Source organism: Amycolatopsis sp. (assembly GCF_035546795.1).
Lineage (GTDB): Bacteria > Actinomycetota > Actinomycetes > Mycobacteriales > Pseudonocardiaceae > Amycolatopsis_E.
The window spans coordinates 139,777-155,427 of record NZ_DASZWC010000051.1 but is presented as its reverse complement, the minus strand read 5'-3'; the positions used below and the strand labels follow the sequence as shown (position 1 = coordinate 155,427).

Below are 15,651 nucleotides of genomic sequence, written 5' to 3'. Positions count from 1 at the left end.
GTGGGGAACAGCATGGCCGCGCGGCCGACCCCGGGTCAATATCCGCGCCCCGCCACCCTGCCGCCTCCGGTGAGCGGGTCGGTGCGCAACCGCTCGAGTATCGCTTCGGCCTGCGGCTCGGCGGCCAGTTCGCGCCACACCGCCAGGGCCTGCTCGTACCATTCGCGCGCCTTCGCCGGCTGGCCCTGGCGCCGGTGTAGTTCGCCGAGCAGTTCGCTGACCTCGGCCACCGAGCGCCGGTCGCCGGTTCTGCGGTGCACGGAAAGGGAGTTGACCAGAAGCAGCCTGGCGTGCGCGAGGTCGCCGCTGCGCAGGAAGAGCTCCCCGAGGCATTGGTGCGCGTAGCCGACACAGTGATCATCGCCCAGCTCCTCGAAGATCGCGATCGCCCGGTTCAGCTCCGAGCGGGCCGCGCCGAGGTTGCCGCGCATCTGGTGCAGCACCGCGATCTGCTGCAGCGCGCGGGCTTCCCGGTGACGATCCCCGATCGCGGCGGAGAGCTCGTAAGCGTCGGTGTACCACCGTTCGGCCGTCGCGTAACAGTCGCGCAGCAGCCACAGGCTGCCGACCGCGATCCGGACGACGGCCTCACTGTGCTGATCGCCGACCCGCTCGAAGGTCTCCAGCGCCCGCAGGCACTGCGCCAGCGCGAGCTCGTCGTCATCGGTCACCCGGGACACGGTGCTGAGCCCGGCCAGCGCGATCGCCGCTCCGCGATCGTCCCCGGCCTCCTCGAACAGCCGCAGCGACTCCCGGAACGAGTCCGCCGCGGCGCGGTAATCGTCCTGGTACAGGGCGACCTGACCGAGGTTGCGCAGCACGATCGCCTGCCCGCACAGATCGCCGCAGCGGCGCGCGGCGACCAGCGCGATCTCATGCGTGCGCTGCCAATCGTCGTGCAGCGCGCGCACATCGAAATACGGGGTGCAGGCGGCGGTCAGGCGCCACGCGAGATCGTCCAGCTGCCAGTCCACGGCCAGCTCGACCAGCGCGACGAGCGTCTGCGATTCGGCCTCGAACCAGGCGTTCGGTTCGCCGGCGCCGCGCACGGCCCGCCAGGAACCGGACAGCTCGGGCACCATGCCGAAGAAATGGATCGGCATCCGTTCCGTGGCGTCCACCGCCAGCGCGAGATACCCCTCGATGACCCGGCGGACGCGTGCGCGCCGGGAGTCGGCCTCCTCCGGCGCGGCCTGTTCGACGGCGTAGCAGCGCAACAGGTCGTGCAGGCGGTAGCGCGGCTCGCCCGTGGAAGCCACCATCTCGACCAGATGCGCGTCCACCAGCACATCCAGTACGTCGTCGGCTTCCGGCCGGTCGAGGACCGCCGCGACCACCCAGGCCGGGAACTGAACGGGCCCGAGCTGCCCGAGCCCGCGGAAGGCCCGCGCGGTGCTACCGGGCAGCTGCTCGTAGCTCAGGCTGACGCTTGAGCGCACCGCGAGATCCCCGAGCCGCAGCTCGTCGAGTCGCTTGCGCTCATCGGACAAGCGGTCGGCAAGGACGGTAAGCGTCCAGTTAGGACGGTGGGCGAGCTTGGCCCCGGCCACCCTGATGGCCAGTGGAAGGCGACCGCAACAACGCAGAATCTCTTGTGCCCCTTCGGGTTCCGCGGACATTCGCTCGTGTCCGACGATGCCGGCCAGTAGCTCGGCCGCCTCCTCGCCGGTCAGGACCTCGACGTTGATCGTGCGTGCCGCGGGCAGCCCGGGTAGCAGCACGCGACTGGTGATCAGCACCGCGCAGGAGCCGGTGCCGGGCAGTAGCGGGCGGACCTGAGCCGAGTCGGCCGCGTCGTCGAGCACGATGCACAGCCTGCGCGAGGCAAGCTTCGAGCGCAGCAGCGCCGAGCGTTCGGCCAGCCCGCGCGGCATCGCCGGATCCAGAACTCCCAAGGCGCGCAACAGTTCCGCCAGTACGTCCTGCGGACGGCGCGGCGAGTCCGCGGTGCCACGGAGGTCCACATGCAACTGTCCATCCGGGAATTCGTCGCGCAGGCGATGGGCGACCCGCACCGCGATCGAGGATTTCCCCACGCCGGGCGCGCCGGACAGGATCACGGCCACCGGCTGCGTGTTCGACCTCAGCAGCCCGGTCACCTCGGCCATCAGCTCCTCGCGGCCGGTGAAATCGGGGAGGTCCAAGGGAAGTTGATGTACGGGTAACGCGGTATCGGCGCTCAACTCGGCGTGCGTCCGGCTCAGCGCGGGGCCTGGCTCGGCGTCCAGTTCGTCACGCAGCACGCGCTCGGCCTGTGTGTACGCCTCGAGCGCTTCGGCGCGGCGTCCGTCGGCGTCCAGCGCCAGCACCAGCTGTCGCCAAAGCTCCTCACGCAACGGGTTTTCCGCCAGCAGCTCCCGGATTTCCCGGACTGCCCGCGCCTGCTCGCCCAGTTCGACACGGAGCCGCACGCGTCGCTCCTGCGCGGCAAACCGCTGTTCGGTGAGGCGCGCGACTTCGGCGCTCCACAAGTGGCTGTGCGCGAGATCGGCCAGGACTTCGCCGCGCCAGCAACCCATCGCCTTGTCCAGCGCGGCCAGCGCGGCCTGCGGCTCGGCACCCTCGGCCTCGCTCAGCCTTGCCTCGAACTCGGCCACGTCGAACTCACCAGGCTCGACCTGCACCACATAGCCCCCGGCGCGGCCCTGGATCCGCTCGCCGACCCCGGCGTCGCCGAGACGTTTGCGCAGCGAATGGACGTACGTGCGGATGTTGGCCGCCGCCGAACGGGGCGCTGACCTGGGCCAGAGCACCTCGGCCAGCGCGTCCGCCGACACCACCCTGTTGGCCTGCAGCAGCAGCGTGGCCAGCAGCAGGCGCGGTTTGGCGCCGCCCAGTGGCAGGGGCCTGCCTGCCACGGCGACTTCGAACGGGCCGAGCGCGCGGAAGGTGATCACCAGGGCGAATCGTATGGTCACGGTGGGGGCGAAGCCAACACCGGCTCGTGTCCACTCGGTAAATCCTGCCGGGGGATCGGCGAACGGTCACCGCACGCGGCGCGGCGCCCCCGCCGAGATGGGCCGGAGCTCGGCCGCCGTCCGGCTCAGCCGCGGCCCGTGCGGCTCCGCCGACGCCAGCCGGTAGCAGGCCAGCAGGCGCAGCCCCGTCCACTCGTTCGCCGTCCAGCTCAGGGCCGTGATCGGCGGCGTCCAGCCCTCGGCCTGCGCGGCGTGCCACACGTCGTGCGCGTGCCCGGCGATGAGCACCAGATCGGTGACCGGCTCCGCGCGCGGCACCAGATCGACCTCGCAGCGGATCGCGTCGGCGACCGCGCTGAGATGACCCTCGAACGGGGGCCATAGCTGGGGCTCGGCGGCGAGGGCGAGCCAGCCCGGCTCCAGCCGCCCGGCCATCCCGGACAGCCAGCGCCTGGCGGAACGATCCGCCAGGAAATCGGCCCAGCCCATACAGTGATGATGGGCCGATCCCCGGCGCTGCGCCACCCGGGGGGACATTATTCCGCCGGATGCGCGTTTCGCCCGCGACGGATTGTCACTTTTCTGCCAATGAATTCAGCGGCCGTAACCAGCTCGGCGTAATGCGTCCGCGAGAGCACCGCCGGCGGCGTTACCGGAATCGCGGCGATTGCGCGACTGGCCGCCGCCCTTGCGCTGCTGGCCCTGCCGCTCGCCACCACGCTCATTCGGCTGCCGCGCCGGTTTGCCGCCGCCGACCTCGTCGTCCAGTCGCAGCGTCAGCGAAATGCGCTTGCGGGGAATGTCCACGTCGAGCACCTTGACCTTGACGATGTCGCCGGATTTGACGACGTCGCGCGGGTCCTTGACGAAGTTCTTCGACATCGCCGACACGTGCACCAGACCGTCCTGATGCACCCCGATGTCGACGAAAGCGCCGAACGCGGCCACGTTGGTCACGGTGCCCTCCAGCCGCATTCCCGGCTTGAGGTCCGCGATTTTCTCGACGCCTTCGGCGAACGTGGCCGTTTTGAACGCCGGACGCGGGTCGCGGCCCGGCTTTTCCAGTTCGGACAGAATGTCGGTGACCGTGGGCAGCCCGACGGTCTCGTCGACGAACTGCTCGGGCCGGACGGCCTTGAGCGCCCGCTCGTTGCCGATCAGCTCCGGCAGCTGCTTGCCCGTGGTGGTCAGAATCCGGCGTACCACCGGATAGGACTCCGGGTGCACGCTGGTGCAGTCCAGCGGGTCCTCACCGTCGCGGATGCACAGGAAGCCCGCGCACTGCTCGAACGCCTTCGGGCCGAGGCGCGGCACCGACTTGAGCACTTCGCGGGAACGGAACGGGCCGTTGGAGTCACGGTGGCTGACGATGTTCTCGGCCAGGCTCGCGGTGATGCCGGAAACCCTGGTCAGCAGCGGGGCGGACGCGGTGTTCACGTCCACGCCGACCGCGTTCACGCAGTCTTCGACCACCGCGTCCAGCGAACGCGACAGCGAGACCTCGGAGATGTCGTGCTGGTACTGCCCGACCCCGATGGATTTCGGGTCGATCTTCACCAGCTCCGCCAGCGGATCCTGCAGGCGGCGGGCGATGGACACCGCGCCGCGCAGCGACACGTCCATCCCCGGCAGCTCCTGCGCCGCGAACGCGGAAGCCGAGTACACGGAGGCGCCTGCCTCGGAGACCACGGCCTTCGTCAGCTTCAGGTCCGGGTGCTTCTTGATCAGTTCGATGGCCAGCTTGTCGGTCTCGCGGGAGGCCGTGCCGTTGCCGATGGCGATCAGGTCGACCTTGTGCTCACCGGCCAGTTCGGCCAGCTTCGCGATCGACTCGTCCCAGCGGTTGGCCGGCTGGTGCGGGTAGATCGTGTCGGTGGCGACGACCTTGCCGGTGGCGTCGACGACCGCGACCTTCACGCCGGTGCGGAAGCCCGGGTCGAGACCCATCGTGGCGCGGGTGCCGGCCGGCGCGGCCAGCAGCAGGTCACGCAGGTTCGCGGCGAACACGCGCACCGCGTCGTCCTCGGCCGCCTGGCGCAGCCGCAGCCGCAGGTCGATGCCAAGGTGCAGCAGGATCTTGGTGCGCCACGCCCAGCGCACGGTGTCGGCCAGCCACTTGTCGGCGGGACGGCCGTCGCCCGAGATGCCGAACCGCTGCGCGATGCGCTGCTCGTAGCTGCTCGGGCCGGGCTCGTCGGAGGGCTCTTCCGGCTCGATCGTGAGGTCGAGGACCTCTTCCTTCTCGCCGCGGAACATCGCGAGCACGCGGTGTGACGGCATTTTCGTGAAGGGCTCGGCGAAGTCGAAGTAGTCCGAGAACTTGGCGCCCTCGGTCTCCTTGCCCGCGCGCACCTTCGACGAGAGGCGGCCCTGCGCCCACATCTTCTCGCGCAGCTCGCCGATCAGGTCCGCGTCCTCGCCGAAGCGCTCCACCAGGATCGCCCTGGCCCCGTCGAGCGCCGCCTGCGCGTCCGCCACGCCCTTCTCGGCGTCCACGAACACCGCGGCCGCTGCCTGCGGGTCCTTCGACGGGTCGTTCAGGAGGCCCTCGGCCAGCGGCTCCAGGCCTGCTTCACGGGCGATCTGGGCCTTCGTGCGGCGCTTGGGTTTGTAGGGGAGGTAGATGTCCTCGAGCCTGGCCTTGGTGTCGGCCGCGCGGATCCGGTCGGCCAGCTCCTCGGTCAGCTTGCCCTGGGACTGGATCGAGTCCAGGATCGCGCCCCGGCGCTCGTCGAGTTCCCGCAGGTAGCGGAGCCGCTCCTCGAGCGTGCGCAGCTGGGTGTCATCGAGCGTGCCGGTGACTTCCTTGCGGTACCGCGCGATGAACGGCACGGTCGACCCGCCGTCGAGGAGCTCCACGGCGGCCTTGACCTGTCCCTCGCGCACGCCGAGCTCCTCGGCGATCCTGTGCTCGATCGACTGCACGACGCCTGTCACGTTCCTGATCCACTCCCTTGTCGAGGCCGGTCCGTTGCATTCTGCCTTCGGCATGCCCGCCGGTGCGGACAGGGTTGCCAAACCGTGGCGTGGGTCCAGTAACCAAATGCCGTCTGGCTGCGACTCGTGAGTATCGACAACGGTCACCCGTCCCGGTAGGTGCGTATGCAAGGCTGTGAAACGGGTGGCCGGTGTGTGCAGGTGAGCGTGCACTGCAGGCAGGTACGGGTGGAGACGGGGGACGGCAGGCGGGTTTCGTTGTCGTATCCGGGAATTCTGCTGACCGGTTTCGAGGACGGGAACCAGGTATTCGAGCGTTGGGTTCCGTTCGGCGCGGAGCCGACCGAGGAGGACGACGAGCGCTTGGTCGAGGCACTGCACGAGGCCCTGGTCTGGCAGGAGCGGCCAAGCGGTTCGGGCTGCCACACCGGCCAGCAGTGAGTGGAAATGCTTGCCCTGCATGGAGAATCGGCACCGGCCACGCGCGTCCGTTGTTGTCGCCGCGCGCGGCGGGCACGGGGAGCAGGCTCGGCGACGGTGCGGAACCCAGCGGAGTGTGCCAAGCTCGGACCGGCTCGATGAGGAGGCGCTGTGGACGACTACGTACGCGTCGGCACGGGTGGGCATCTCGTCCTCGCCCTGCACGGCTGGTTCGGATCGGCGAACGCGTGGGAGAACCTGATCCCGCATCTCGACGCCGAACACTTCAGCTACGTCTTCCCGGATTTTCGCGGCTACGGTGCCCGCAAGGAAGTGCCGGGCGAGTACACGATCGCGGAGGCGGCAGGGGATGTGCTGGCGCTGGCCGACGAGCTGCAGGCCGAGCGCTTCTCGCTGGTCGGGCATTCCATGGGCGGCAGCGTGATGCAGTGGGTCTACGCCGACGCGCCGGAGAGGGTGCGCGCGCTCGTCGGCGTGTCGCCGGTGCCGGCGAGTGGGGTCCCGTTCGACGAGCAGACCTGGGAGCTGTTCGCCGGCGCGGCCGAGGATTCGGCCAACCGTAAGGCGATCATCGATTTCACCACCGGCAACCGCCACCCCGACGCCTGGCTCGACGGCATGGTCCTGCACTCCGAGGAAAACTCCGACCGGACAGCGTTCGCCGCGTACCTGCAGGCGTGGGCGAAGACCGACTTCCACGAGCGCATCGAGGGTGCCGAGGTGCCGGTCAAGGTGATCGTCGGTGAGCACGACCCGGCGCTCGGCGAGCAGGCGATGCTGGCCACTTTCGCCCAGTGGTACCCGAAACTCGACCTCGAGGTGATGCCCGACGCCGGGCACTACGCCGCCGACGAGGTGCCGGTGACGCTCGCCAACACGATCGAAGTGTTCCTGGACGAGCACTGATGCCTGCCGCGGACGTGTTCGATCCGCGGGTTTTCGCCCGTGGCCTGCCGCACGAGGAGTTCCGCCGGCTGCGCGACACGGAACCCGTTTCGTGGCAGGACGAACACGAGGTGCTCGGCTGGCCCGCCGGCCCCGGTTTCTGGGCGGTGACCCGGTACGCCGACGTCCGGCACGTGCTGCGCACGCCGGAGATCTACTCGTCCTGGCTCGGCGCCACCCAGATCCGTGACCCGGAGCCGGACGATCTCGCGTTCATCCGCCGGATGATCCTCAACATGGACGCCCCCGAGCACAACCGGTTGCGGCGCATCGTGTCCGCGGTGTTCACACGCCGTCGCCTGGAGCGTTCGGCCGAGCAGATCGCGGAGCGGGTGCGCGGCCTGCTCGGCGCCGTCGACGGCCGGTGTGATCTGCCGGTGCAGGTCACCGACGACTTCCCGTTGCTCAACCTCGCCGACCTGCTCGGCGTGCCGCCCGCCGATCGCGGGCTGCTGCTCAAGTGGACGAACCGGGTGATCGGCTACCAGGACCCGGAACACGCGGAGATCGTGCGCGACGAGCAGGGCAGGCCGATCAACCCGCGCTCCCCGGCGATGCTCGCCGACATGTTCGGCTACGCCCAGCAACTCGCGGAGCAGAAACGCCAAAACCCGGGCGACGACCTGATGACGGCGCTCGTGCGGGCCGAGGTGGACGGGCGCGCGCTGGATGCCGCCGAGCTGGAGATGTTCTTCTTCCTGGTGGTGATCGCCGGCAACGACACCGTGCGCAGCGCGCTACCCGGCGGAGTCCTGGCGCTGCTCGAACATCCCGATGAGTACCGGCGCCTGCGGGAAAACCCGGAGCTGCTGCCCAGTGCGGTGGAGGAGATGCTGCGCTGGCATCCGCCGGTGCTCACGTTCCGCCGCACCGCGAGCCGGGACACCGAACTGTCCGGGCAGCGGATCCGGGCCGGGGACAAGGTCGTCGTCTACTTCGCGTCGGCGCATTTCGACGAGCGCGCCTTCCCCGACCCGTACCGCTTCGATCTCGCCCGGGAACCCAATGACCACCTGGCTTTCGGGCAGGGACCGCATCTGTGCCTCGGCGCCCATTTCGGACGCCTTCAGCTGCGCACGTTCTTCCGCGAGTTCCTCCGGCTGCCCGAAGTGCGGCTCGACGGCGAGGTCCGGCACCTGACGTCGAACTTCATCAACGGAATCACGCATCTCCCGCTGCATTGGTGAAGGCACGCAGTTCCACACCCGCGCCCGCCAGGGCGTCGCGCACGCCACGGGCGATCTCGACCGCGCCCGGGGTGTCGCCGTGCACGCACACCGACTCCGGCTCGACCTTGACCACGCTGCCGTCGATGGCCACCACGGTGCCCTCGGTGGCCATCCGCACGACCCGCCGCAGCACCTCCTCCGGCTCGTGGATCACCGAACCGGGCTGCCGCCGCGAAACCAGCGTGCCCTCCGGGGTGTAGGCGCGGTCGGCGAAGGCTTCCCGAACCGGGCGCAGGCCCGCGGATTCCGCCTGGCGCAACCATTCCGAACCAGGCAGCCCCAGCACGGGCAGACTCGCGTCGTACGCCTTCACCGCTTCGACCACCGCGGCGGCCTGCTCGGCGTGATGCACGATCGCGTTGTACAGCGCGCCATGCGGCTTCACGTAGGTGACGCGGGTCCCGGCGATCCTGGCGAACCCGTCCAGGGCGGCGATCTGGTAGATCACGTCGTTCACCAGCTCCGCGGGATCCACGTCGATGAACCGGCGGCCGAACCCGGCAAGGTCGCGGTAGCCGACCTGCGCCCCGACCGCGACCCCGGCCGACGCGGCCCGCTCGGTCACCTTGCGCAGCACGCTGGGATCACCGGCGTGGAACCCACAGGCCACGTTCGCACTGGTCACGATGCCCAGCAGGGCGTCGTCGTGGGTGAGCGGCCAGATGCCGAAGCCCTCGCCGAGGTCACTGTTCAAATCGATCAACGTGCTCCCCAAACTCTTTACCGAACCCGAACAAAGCGCCGACGCTCCTCGAATCCTCGTACAGCACAGTCCCACACGTCCCGGCAAGGTGCCGGGACTTCAGGAGACGAGGAGTGATCCGATGCGCATCCCAGCACGCGCCGCGCTCGCGGCCTGCGGCGCCGTGGCCATGATCGCCGTGGGTGCCCCGGCGGCTTCGGCCGACACCACCAGCTACGCGCCGATCACGCTGAGCCCGGAGGAGTCCCAGCACCTGTGCGCCGACGTGCTGCCTCATCTGATCGACCGGAAGAACAAGCTGGTCGACAAGATCAACGGGGGTGCCGACGTGCGGGGTTCGGTCGCGTGGCTCAAGCAGCGCGCGCAGAACCAGCGAGCCAAGGGACATCCGGAACTCGCGGACAAACTGGACCAGCGGGCGACGCGGCGGGCCGGTCGGGTGGACGATCTCAAGTCGGTGGACCAGCGCCTCACCGACTTCAAGAACGCCCACTGTGTGGCGAAATGAACGCGCGGCGGGTAGTGGCGGCCTGTCTGACCGCGACGGCTCTCACGCTGGGCTGCGCCGCCTGCGACGACCAGGCGGGCGGCGGCGCTTCGCAGGGAGCGAACGAGCTGAGCCAGGTGCAGACTACGCTGGACGCGATCGATTCGGAGGTGGCGGGCGACGGCTCGCCGTGAGCCAGCCCGGAGCGCCGATGACCGCACCCGCAGGCCGTGGACTCGTGCTCGTGGTGGAGGACGAGGCCGCGATAGCCGACCTCATCGTGCGCTACCTGCGGCGGGACGGGTTCGGCACGCACGTCGAGTCCAGTGGGGAGGGTGCGCTCGCCGCCGTGCGGCGGTTGCGTCCGGTGGCGGTGATCCTCGACATCGGACTGTCCGGAATGGACGGTGTGCAGGTCTGCCGCACGATGCGGGCGGGCGGAGACTGGACGCCGGTGCTGTTCGTGACGGCCAGGGACGACGAGGTGGACCGCCTGCTGGGCCTGGAGCTCGGCGCGGACGACTACGTCACAAAGCCGTTCAGCCCGCGCGAGCTTGCCGCACGTGTGCGTACGGTGTTGCGGCGCAGCGCGGGCCCGCCTGCCGAGGTGCTCGCGGTGGGCGGGGTGCGGGCGGACGTGGCTCAGCGCAAGGTTTGGGCCGGGGAGCAAGAGGTTTCGCTGACCTCGACGGAGTTCGACCTCCTGGCCGAGTTGCTGCGGCAGCCGGGCCGGGTGTTCGAGCGTGGACAGTTGCTCAGCGCGGTGTGGGGGTACGAGGCTTCGGCCGGCACCCGGACCGTGGACGTGCACATCGCGCAGTTGCGGGCGAAACTCGGTGATTCGAGTCCGATCAGGACAGTCCGTGGCGTCGGTTATGCGGCGTCGTAGCTCGCTCGCCGCGAGGGTCACCGCGGTTTGCCTTGCGGTGGCGGGGATCGCGGTGCTGGTGGCGGGTCTCGTCGCCGCGTCGCTGGTCCGGCGCACCGGCGAGGACGTGCTGCAGCGTTCGCTTTCGGCGCAGGCGGATGTGGTCGCGAGCCAGGTGGATGCCACCGGCGTCGGATCGCGAGTCGGTCTGGCCAAGGTTGCGGATGTCCTTCATGGGCAAGGGATCTCGGTCGTCACCTCGCGTTTTCCGGCCTTGGCGAGCGCGGACGCGAGTACGACGCGCGCTGCCACCGAGGCCGGTTTGCAGCGGGTCGGGGCGGGACAGTCGGTCTCGGTGAAGCGGACGGTGGCGGGGCAGGAGTACCTCGTCGAGATCCGTGGCGTGTCGGGCGCGGCGTTCGCCTTGGTGGAGCCGGTGCAGATGGCCCGGAACACGCAACGGGTGTTCGTGCGCAACCTGTTGCTGGCGCTTGGTGCGGGGCTGCTGGTCGCCGCCGTCGCCGGTCTTGCGTTCGGCCGCTTGCTCGCGAGGCCCTTGCGCCGCACGGCGAACGTTGCCGCGACGATGCGCCAGGGCCGTCGCGACCTGCGTGCTCCGGAGGAGGGGCCCGCGGAGGTGGCGGAGGTGGCGAGCGCGGTGAACGAGTTGTCGGCGGCGTTGCAGCACAGCGAATCACGGCAGCGGGAGTTCCTGCTGTCGGTTTCCCACGAGCTGCGCACGCCGTTGACCGCTGTGCGCGGGTTCGCGGAGTCGCTTGTGGACGGTGTGGTTTCCCCGGCCGAGGCGGGCGAGACGATCCAGCGCGAGTCGCAGCGACTGGAGCGCCTGGTGAACGACCTGCTGGACTTGGCGCGTCTCGGCGCGGACGAGTTCCGGCTGGACCTGGCGGAGATCGACCTTGCGGAGACGGTGCGTTCCTGCGCGGACGTCTGGCGGGTGCGGTGTGAGCAGGCTGGGGTGGTGTTCTCGACGGAGCTTCCGCCAGGGCCGGTTCGCGTTGTCGCTGACCCTCGGCGGTTGCGTCAGGTGCTGGACATTCTGGCCGAGAACGCCTTGCGTGCCACGCCTGCCGGTGCACCGATCGTGTTGTCTTTGGATAGTCGCGGCGTGATCCAGGTGCGGGATGGTGGGCCCGGGCTTGCGCCGGAGGATTACGCGGTGGCCTTCGAGCGGGGCGCGCTGAACGCGAAGTACCGGGGGAGCCGGGCGGTGGGGTCGGGGGTCGGCCTGGCCCTGGCGCACGGGCTGGTGACGCGGATGGGCGGGGTGATTTCGGCCGGGCCCGCGGCGGAGGGTGGGGCGGCGTTTTCGGTGGGGTTTGTGGTGCGGTGAGGGGTTGATCACCCGACTTGTTGCGGCTTGGGATAGCAACGGCCGCGCGCGGGGCGCGCTCTGTGCCCCCACCTCCGCCCCGAACGCGCAGTGTTCAACGGTCGGGATCGGCTCGGGGGAGGGGTGTGGGCGGGGTGGTGCGTTGGCTTGCGTTGCCGGGCGGCGGTTTGTGGGTTTGTGGTGTTAATCCTCCAGGTCGCCCTCGGTCCGTAGGTAGACCTCGCGCAGTTGCGCCAGCAGCTCCGGGTCGGGCTCTTCCCACAGGCCACGGTCGGCGGCCTCGGTCAGGCGCTCGATGATGCCGCGCAGGGCCCACGGGTTCGACTGCGACAGAAAATCCTGGTTCTGCTGGTCCAGCACATACGACTCGGACAGTTTCTCGTACATCCAATCGTCCACGACGCCGGCGGTGGCGTCGAAGCCGAACAAATAGTCGACCGTCGCGGCGAGTTCGAAGGCGCCCTTGTAGCCGTGTTTCCGCATGGCCGCGAGCCAGCGCGGGTTCACCACCCGTGCCCGGAATACGCGCGCCGTCTCCTCCGAGAGGGACCGGGTGCGGACGGCGTCGGGGCTCGTGGAGTCACCGATGTAGGAAGCGGGGGCCTCGCCGGTGAGCGAGCGGGTGAAGGCGATCATGCCCCCGTGGTACTGGAAATAGTCGTCCGAGTCGGCGATGTCGTGTTCGCGGGTGTCCGTGTTCTTCGCCGCCACGACGATCCGCCGGTACGAGCTTTCCATATCCGCGCGCGCCGATTTTCCGTCCAGGTCCCGACCGTAGGCGTAACCACCCCAGGTGGCATAGACCTCGGCGAGATCGGCGTCGTCGCGCCAGTTGCCGGAGTCCATCAGCGGCAACAATCCGGCACCATAAGCACCGGGCTTCGAGCCGAAGATCCTTGTGGTGGCACGGCGTTCGTCCCCATGCGCGGCCAGGTCGGCGCGGGTGTGGGCTCGGACGAAGTTCTCCGACTCCGGCTCGTCCAATGCGGCGACGAGGCGGACGGCGTCGTCCATCAGGTCGATCACGTGCGGGAAGGCGTCCCGGAAGAAACCGCTGATCCGCACCGTGACGTCGACGCGCGGGCGTCCCAGCTCCGCGAGCGGGATCGGCTCCAGGCCGGTGACCCGTCGTGAAGCCTCGTCCCAGACCGGCTGGACACCAAGCAGCGCAAGGACTTCCGCCGCGTCGTCGCCGGACGTGCGCATGGCCGAGGTGCCCCAGACCGACAGGCCGACCGAGCGCGGCCACTCGCCGGTGTCCTCCCGGTAGCGCCGCAGCAGCGAGTCGGCCAGCGCCTGGCCCGTTTCCCACGCCAAGCGGCTCGGGATCGCCTTCGGGTCGACGGTGTAGAAGTTTCGGCCCGTCGGCAGCACGTTCACCAAGCCCCGCAAGGGAGATCCGCTAGGGCCCGCCGCGATGTAGCCGCCGTCGAGTGCGTGCAGCACCGCGTCGATCTCGGCCGTGGTGCCGGCCAGGCGCGGCACGATCTCCGTCGCGGCGAAGCGCAGCACACCGGCCACCGGCTCCTCGGCCGTGATGGCGTCGACCGACCAGTTCGCCGCTTCCAACTGCTCGACCAGTGCGCGCGCGGTCTGCTCTACGGCGTCCACTTCGGACAATGGCGCGTCTTCTTTCAACCCCAGCGCGGAACGCAAGCCGGGTACGGCTCCTGCCTTCCCGCCCCACATCTGCTGCGCGCGCAGCATCGCCAGGACGAGGTTCACCCGCGCCTCACCGGTCGGCGCTTCACCGAGGATGTGCAACCCGTCCCGGATCTGCGCGTCCTTGATCTCGCACAGCCAACCGTCGATGTGCAGCAGGAAGTCGTCGAACTCCGCGTCATGCGGGCGCTCGCTCACGCCAAGGTCGTGGTCCAGCTTCGCGGCCTGGATGAGCGTCCAGATCTGGGCCCGGATCGCGGGCAGTTTCGCCGGGTCCATCGCCGCGATGTTCGCGTGCTCGTCCATCAGCTGTTCGAGCCGGGCGAGATCACCATAGCTTTCCGCGCGGGCCATCGGCGGGATGAGGTGATCGACGATCGTGGCGTGCGCGCGCCGTTTCGCCTGCGCGCCTTCGCCGGGATCGTTGATCAGAAAGGGATAGATGAGCGGCAGGTTGCCCAGTACGGCATCGGGCGCGCAGGACGCGGACAACCCGGCTGTCTTGCCCGGCAGCCATTCCAGCGAACCGTGCTTGCCGAGGTGCACCACCGCGTGCGCGCCGAACTCCTCTTCCAGCCAGCGGTACGCGGCAAGATAGTGGTGGCTCGGCGGCAGGTCCGGGTTGTGGTAGATGGCCACCGGGTTCTCCCCGAACCCGCGTGGCGGCTGGATCATCAGCACGACATTGCCCGCCTGCAACGAAGCCAGCACGATGTCGCCGTTGTCGACATACAGCTCGCCGGGCGCCGGGCCCCAGTGCTCCTCCATCGCGGAGCGCAGCTCCTCGGGCAGTTCCGCGAACCATTCGCGGTAGCGCGCGGCCGGCACCCGGATCGGGTTGCCTGCCAGCTGTTCCTCGGTGAGCCACTCCGGATCCTGCCCGCCCGCGGCGATCAGCGCGTGGATCAGCTCGTCCCCGTCGCCGGACTCGATACCGGGGAACGGCTCCGGCCCGAGCTCGTAGCCCTGCTCGATCATCCGGCGCAACAGTTTGATCGCCGAGGCCGGGGTGTCCAGCCCGACAGCGTTACCGACACGAGAATGCTTTGTGGGATAGGCAGAAAGCATCAGGGCGATCTTCCGCTCCGGCGGCGGGGTGTGCCGCAGCCGCGCGTGCGCCAGTGCGATCTTCGCCACGCGGCTCGCACGCTCCGCGTCGGGCACGTAGTGCGGCAGGCCGTCGTCGTCGATCTCCTTGAAGGAGAACGGAACCGTGATCAGCCTGCCGTCGAACTCGGGCACCGCCATCTGGTTCCCGGCGTCCAAAGGGGACAGTCCCTCGTCGTTGGCCGCCCACGTTTCCCGGTCACTGGTGAGGCACATCGCCTGCAGGATCGGAATGTCGAGCGCCGCCATCTCGGCGACGTCCCATGCCTCGTCGTCACCGCCGGCGCCGACCTCCGACGGGCGGGTGCCGCCCGCGGCGAGCACGGTGACCAGCAACGCGTCCGCTTTGCGCAGCTCCGCCATCATCTCCGGCTCACGGGAACGCAGCGACGAGCAGTAGATCGGCAGCGCCTGCCCGCCCGCGTCCTCGATCGCCTGCGAGATCGCCTCGACGAACGCCGTGTTCCCGGACAGGTGGTGCGCCCGGTAGTACAAGACCGCGACGACAGGGCCCTCGGCGCGGCGCTGCTCCCGCTCCAGCACGCCCCACACCGGCTGCGGCGCCGGCGGCTCGAACCCGTCCCCGGTCAGCAGCAGCGTGTCCGACAGGAACCGGTGCAGCTGTTCGAGATTTGCCGGGCCACCCTGCGCCAGGTACGCGTGGGCCTCGGTGGCGATCCCGGCCGGCACCGTGGACAGCCCCATCAGCTCCGCGTCCGGCGTCTGCTCGCCACCGAGCACCACGACATGCTTCCCGCTGGCCCGCACGATGTCCAGGCCCTGCTGCCAGGTGCGGGCCGACCCCAGGATGCGGACCACCACGATGTCCGCCCCGTCCAGCAACCCCGGCAGCTCGGCCAGATCGAGCCGGGCCGGGTTGGCCAGCCGGTAGCCGGCGGCACGGGCACTCAGCAGGTCGGTGTCCGAAGTGGACAACAGCAGGATCACGCGGGGCCTCCTCTTTCTCGCCCCTCACTCTCCGGGGGCGGGAGGCCCCGCG

12 protein-coding genes are annotated in these 15,651 nt (G+C 69.7%); 7 read left to right on the top strand and 5 right to left on the bottom strand.

What is annotated here, in order from left to right; genetic code table 11:
- Positions 1–35: 35 nt before the first annotated feature.
- From VHD82_RS27155 to VHD82_RS27145, 3 genes are all read right to left on the bottom strand, one after another.
- The gene (locus tag VHD82_RS27155; protein ID WP_325709925.1) at positions 36–2,897 is read right to left on the bottom strand and encodes an AfsR/SARP family transcriptional regulator; all 2,862 of its coding nucleotides are present in this window, start codon (positions 2,895–2,897) and stop codon (positions 36–38) included.
- An 87-nt stretch (positions 2,898–2,984) separates the two neighbouring features.
- Positions 2,985–3,407 (bottom strand): DUF6401 family natural product biosynthesis protein, encoded by a 423-nt coding sequence (locus tag VHD82_RS27150; protein ID WP_325709922.1) that lies wholly within the window; start codon positions 3,405–3,407, stop codon positions 2,985–2,987.
- A gap of 105 nt (positions 3,408–3,512) precedes the next feature.
- Positions 3,513–5,909 (bottom strand): Tex family protein, encoded by a 2,397-nt coding sequence (locus VHD82_RS27145; protein ID WP_325709915.1) that lies wholly within the window; start codon positions 5,907–5,909, stop codon positions 3,513–3,515.
- A 147-nt stretch (positions 5,910–6,056) separates the two neighbouring features.
- Here VHD82_RS27145 and VHD82_RS27140 point away from each other — a divergent pair, with 147 nt between their 5' ends.
- The 3 genes from VHD82_RS27140 to VHD82_RS27130 all read left to right on the top strand — a co-directional run bounded on the left by VHD82_RS27140 (position 6,057) and on the right by VHD82_RS27130 (position 8,428).
- Positions 6,057–6,296 carry a hypothetical protein gene (locus VHD82_RS27140; RefSeq protein ID WP_325709912.1) on the top strand — a complete coding sequence of 80 codons (240 nt, stop codon included), beginning with the start codon at positions 6,057–6,059 and terminating at the stop codon, positions 6,294–6,296.
- 150 nt (positions 6,297–6,446) lie between these two features.
- On the top strand, positions 6,447–7,202 hold the full coding sequence (locus VHD82_RS27135) for an alpha/beta hydrolase (RefSeq protein WP_325709909.1): 756 nt from the start codon (positions 6,447–6,449) through the stop codon (positions 7,200–7,202).
- The gene (locus tag VHD82_RS27130; protein ID WP_325709906.1) at positions 7,202–8,428 is read left to right on the top strand and encodes a cytochrome P450; all 1,227 of its coding nucleotides are present in this window, start codon (positions 7,202–7,204) and stop codon (positions 8,426–8,428) included. Before VHD82_RS27135 ends, VHD82_RS27130 begins: the two co-directional genes overlap by 1 nt.
- On the opposite strand, the gene VHD82_RS27125 is transcribed toward VHD82_RS27130, so the two are convergent.
- Entirely contained in the window at positions 8,403–9,170 is a 768-nt protein-coding gene (locus VHD82_RS27125) for a 5-oxoprolinase subunit PxpA (protein ID WP_325710009.1), read from the bottom strand. The two genes, VHD82_RS27130 and VHD82_RS27125, sit on opposite strands and share 26 nt — an antisense overlap.
- A gap of 124 nt (positions 9,171–9,294) precedes the next feature.
- Between VHD82_RS27125 and VHD82_RS27120 the strand changes: the two genes are divergently transcribed.
- From VHD82_RS27120 to VHD82_RS27105, 4 genes are read left to right on the top strand one after another with little or no spacing between them, the layout of a single operon-like run.
- Complete coding sequence (locus tag VHD82_RS27120; RefSeq protein WP_325709903.1) at positions 9,295–9,681, top strand: hypothetical protein; 387 nt, start codon at positions 9,295–9,297, stop codon at positions 9,679–9,681.
- Positions 9,678–9,854, top strand: coding sequence for a hypothetical protein (locus tag VHD82_RS27115; protein WP_325709900.1), 177 nt, complete (start codon positions 9,678–9,680; stop codon positions 9,852–9,854). Before VHD82_RS27120 ends, VHD82_RS27115 begins: the two co-directional genes overlap by 4 nt.
- Before the next feature lie 17 nt (positions 9,855–9,871).
- A complete protein-coding gene (locus tag VHD82_RS27110) occupies positions 9,872–10,549 on the top strand; it encodes a response regulator (RefSeq protein WP_325709897.1) in 678 nt (225 codons plus the stop codon).
- Positions 10,536–11,882, top strand: coding sequence for a HAMP domain-containing sensor histidine kinase (locus VHD82_RS27105; RefSeq protein ID WP_325709894.1), 1,347 nt, complete (start codon positions 10,536–10,538; stop codon positions 11,880–11,882). Before VHD82_RS27110 ends, VHD82_RS27105 begins: the two co-directional genes overlap by 14 nt.
- 183 nt (positions 11,883–12,065) lie before the next feature.
- Here VHD82_RS27105 and cobN read toward each other — a convergent pair whose 3' ends face one another.
- Positions 12,066–15,599 carry a cobaltochelatase subunit CobN gene (gene cobN, locus VHD82_RS27100; RefSeq protein WP_325709890.1) on the bottom strand — a complete coding sequence of 1,178 codons (3,534 nt, stop codon included), beginning with the start codon at positions 15,597–15,599 and terminating at the stop codon, positions 12,066–12,068.
- Positions 15,600–15,651 lie beyond the last annotated feature (52 nt).

What these genes read in the sequence shown, in the direction of transcription:
- VHD82_RS27150 (WP_325709922.1), bottom strand. Translation starts at nt 3,407, where the DNA reads ATGGGCTGGGCCGATTTCCTGGCGGATCGTTCCGCCAGGCGCTGGCTG.
- VHD82_RS27145 (WP_325709915.1), bottom strand. Translation starts at nt 5,909, where the DNA reads ATGCCGAAGGCAGAATGCAACGGACCGGCCTCGACAAGGGAGTGGATC.
- VHD82_RS27130 (WP_325709906.1), top strand. Translation starts at nt 7,202, where the DNA reads ATGCCTGCCGCGGACGTGTTCGATCCGCGGGTTTTCGCCCGTGGCCTG.
- VHD82_RS27120 (WP_325709903.1), top strand. Translation starts at nt 9,295, where the DNA reads ATGCGCATCCCAGCACGCGCCGCGCTCGCGGCCTGCGGCGCCGTGGCC.
- VHD82_RS27115 (WP_325709900.1), top strand. Translation starts at nt 9,678, where the DNA reads ATGAACGCGCGGCGGGTAGTGGCGGCCTGTCTGACCGCGACGGCTCTC.
- VHD82_RS27110 (WP_325709897.1), top strand. Translation starts at nt 9,872, where the DNA reads ATGACCGCACCCGCAGGCCGTGGACTCGTGCTCGTGGTGGAGGACGAG.
- VHD82_RS27105 (WP_325709894.1), top strand. Translation starts at nt 10,536, where the DNA reads ATGCGGCGTCGTAGCTCGCTCGCCGCGAGGGTCACCGCGGTTTGCCTT.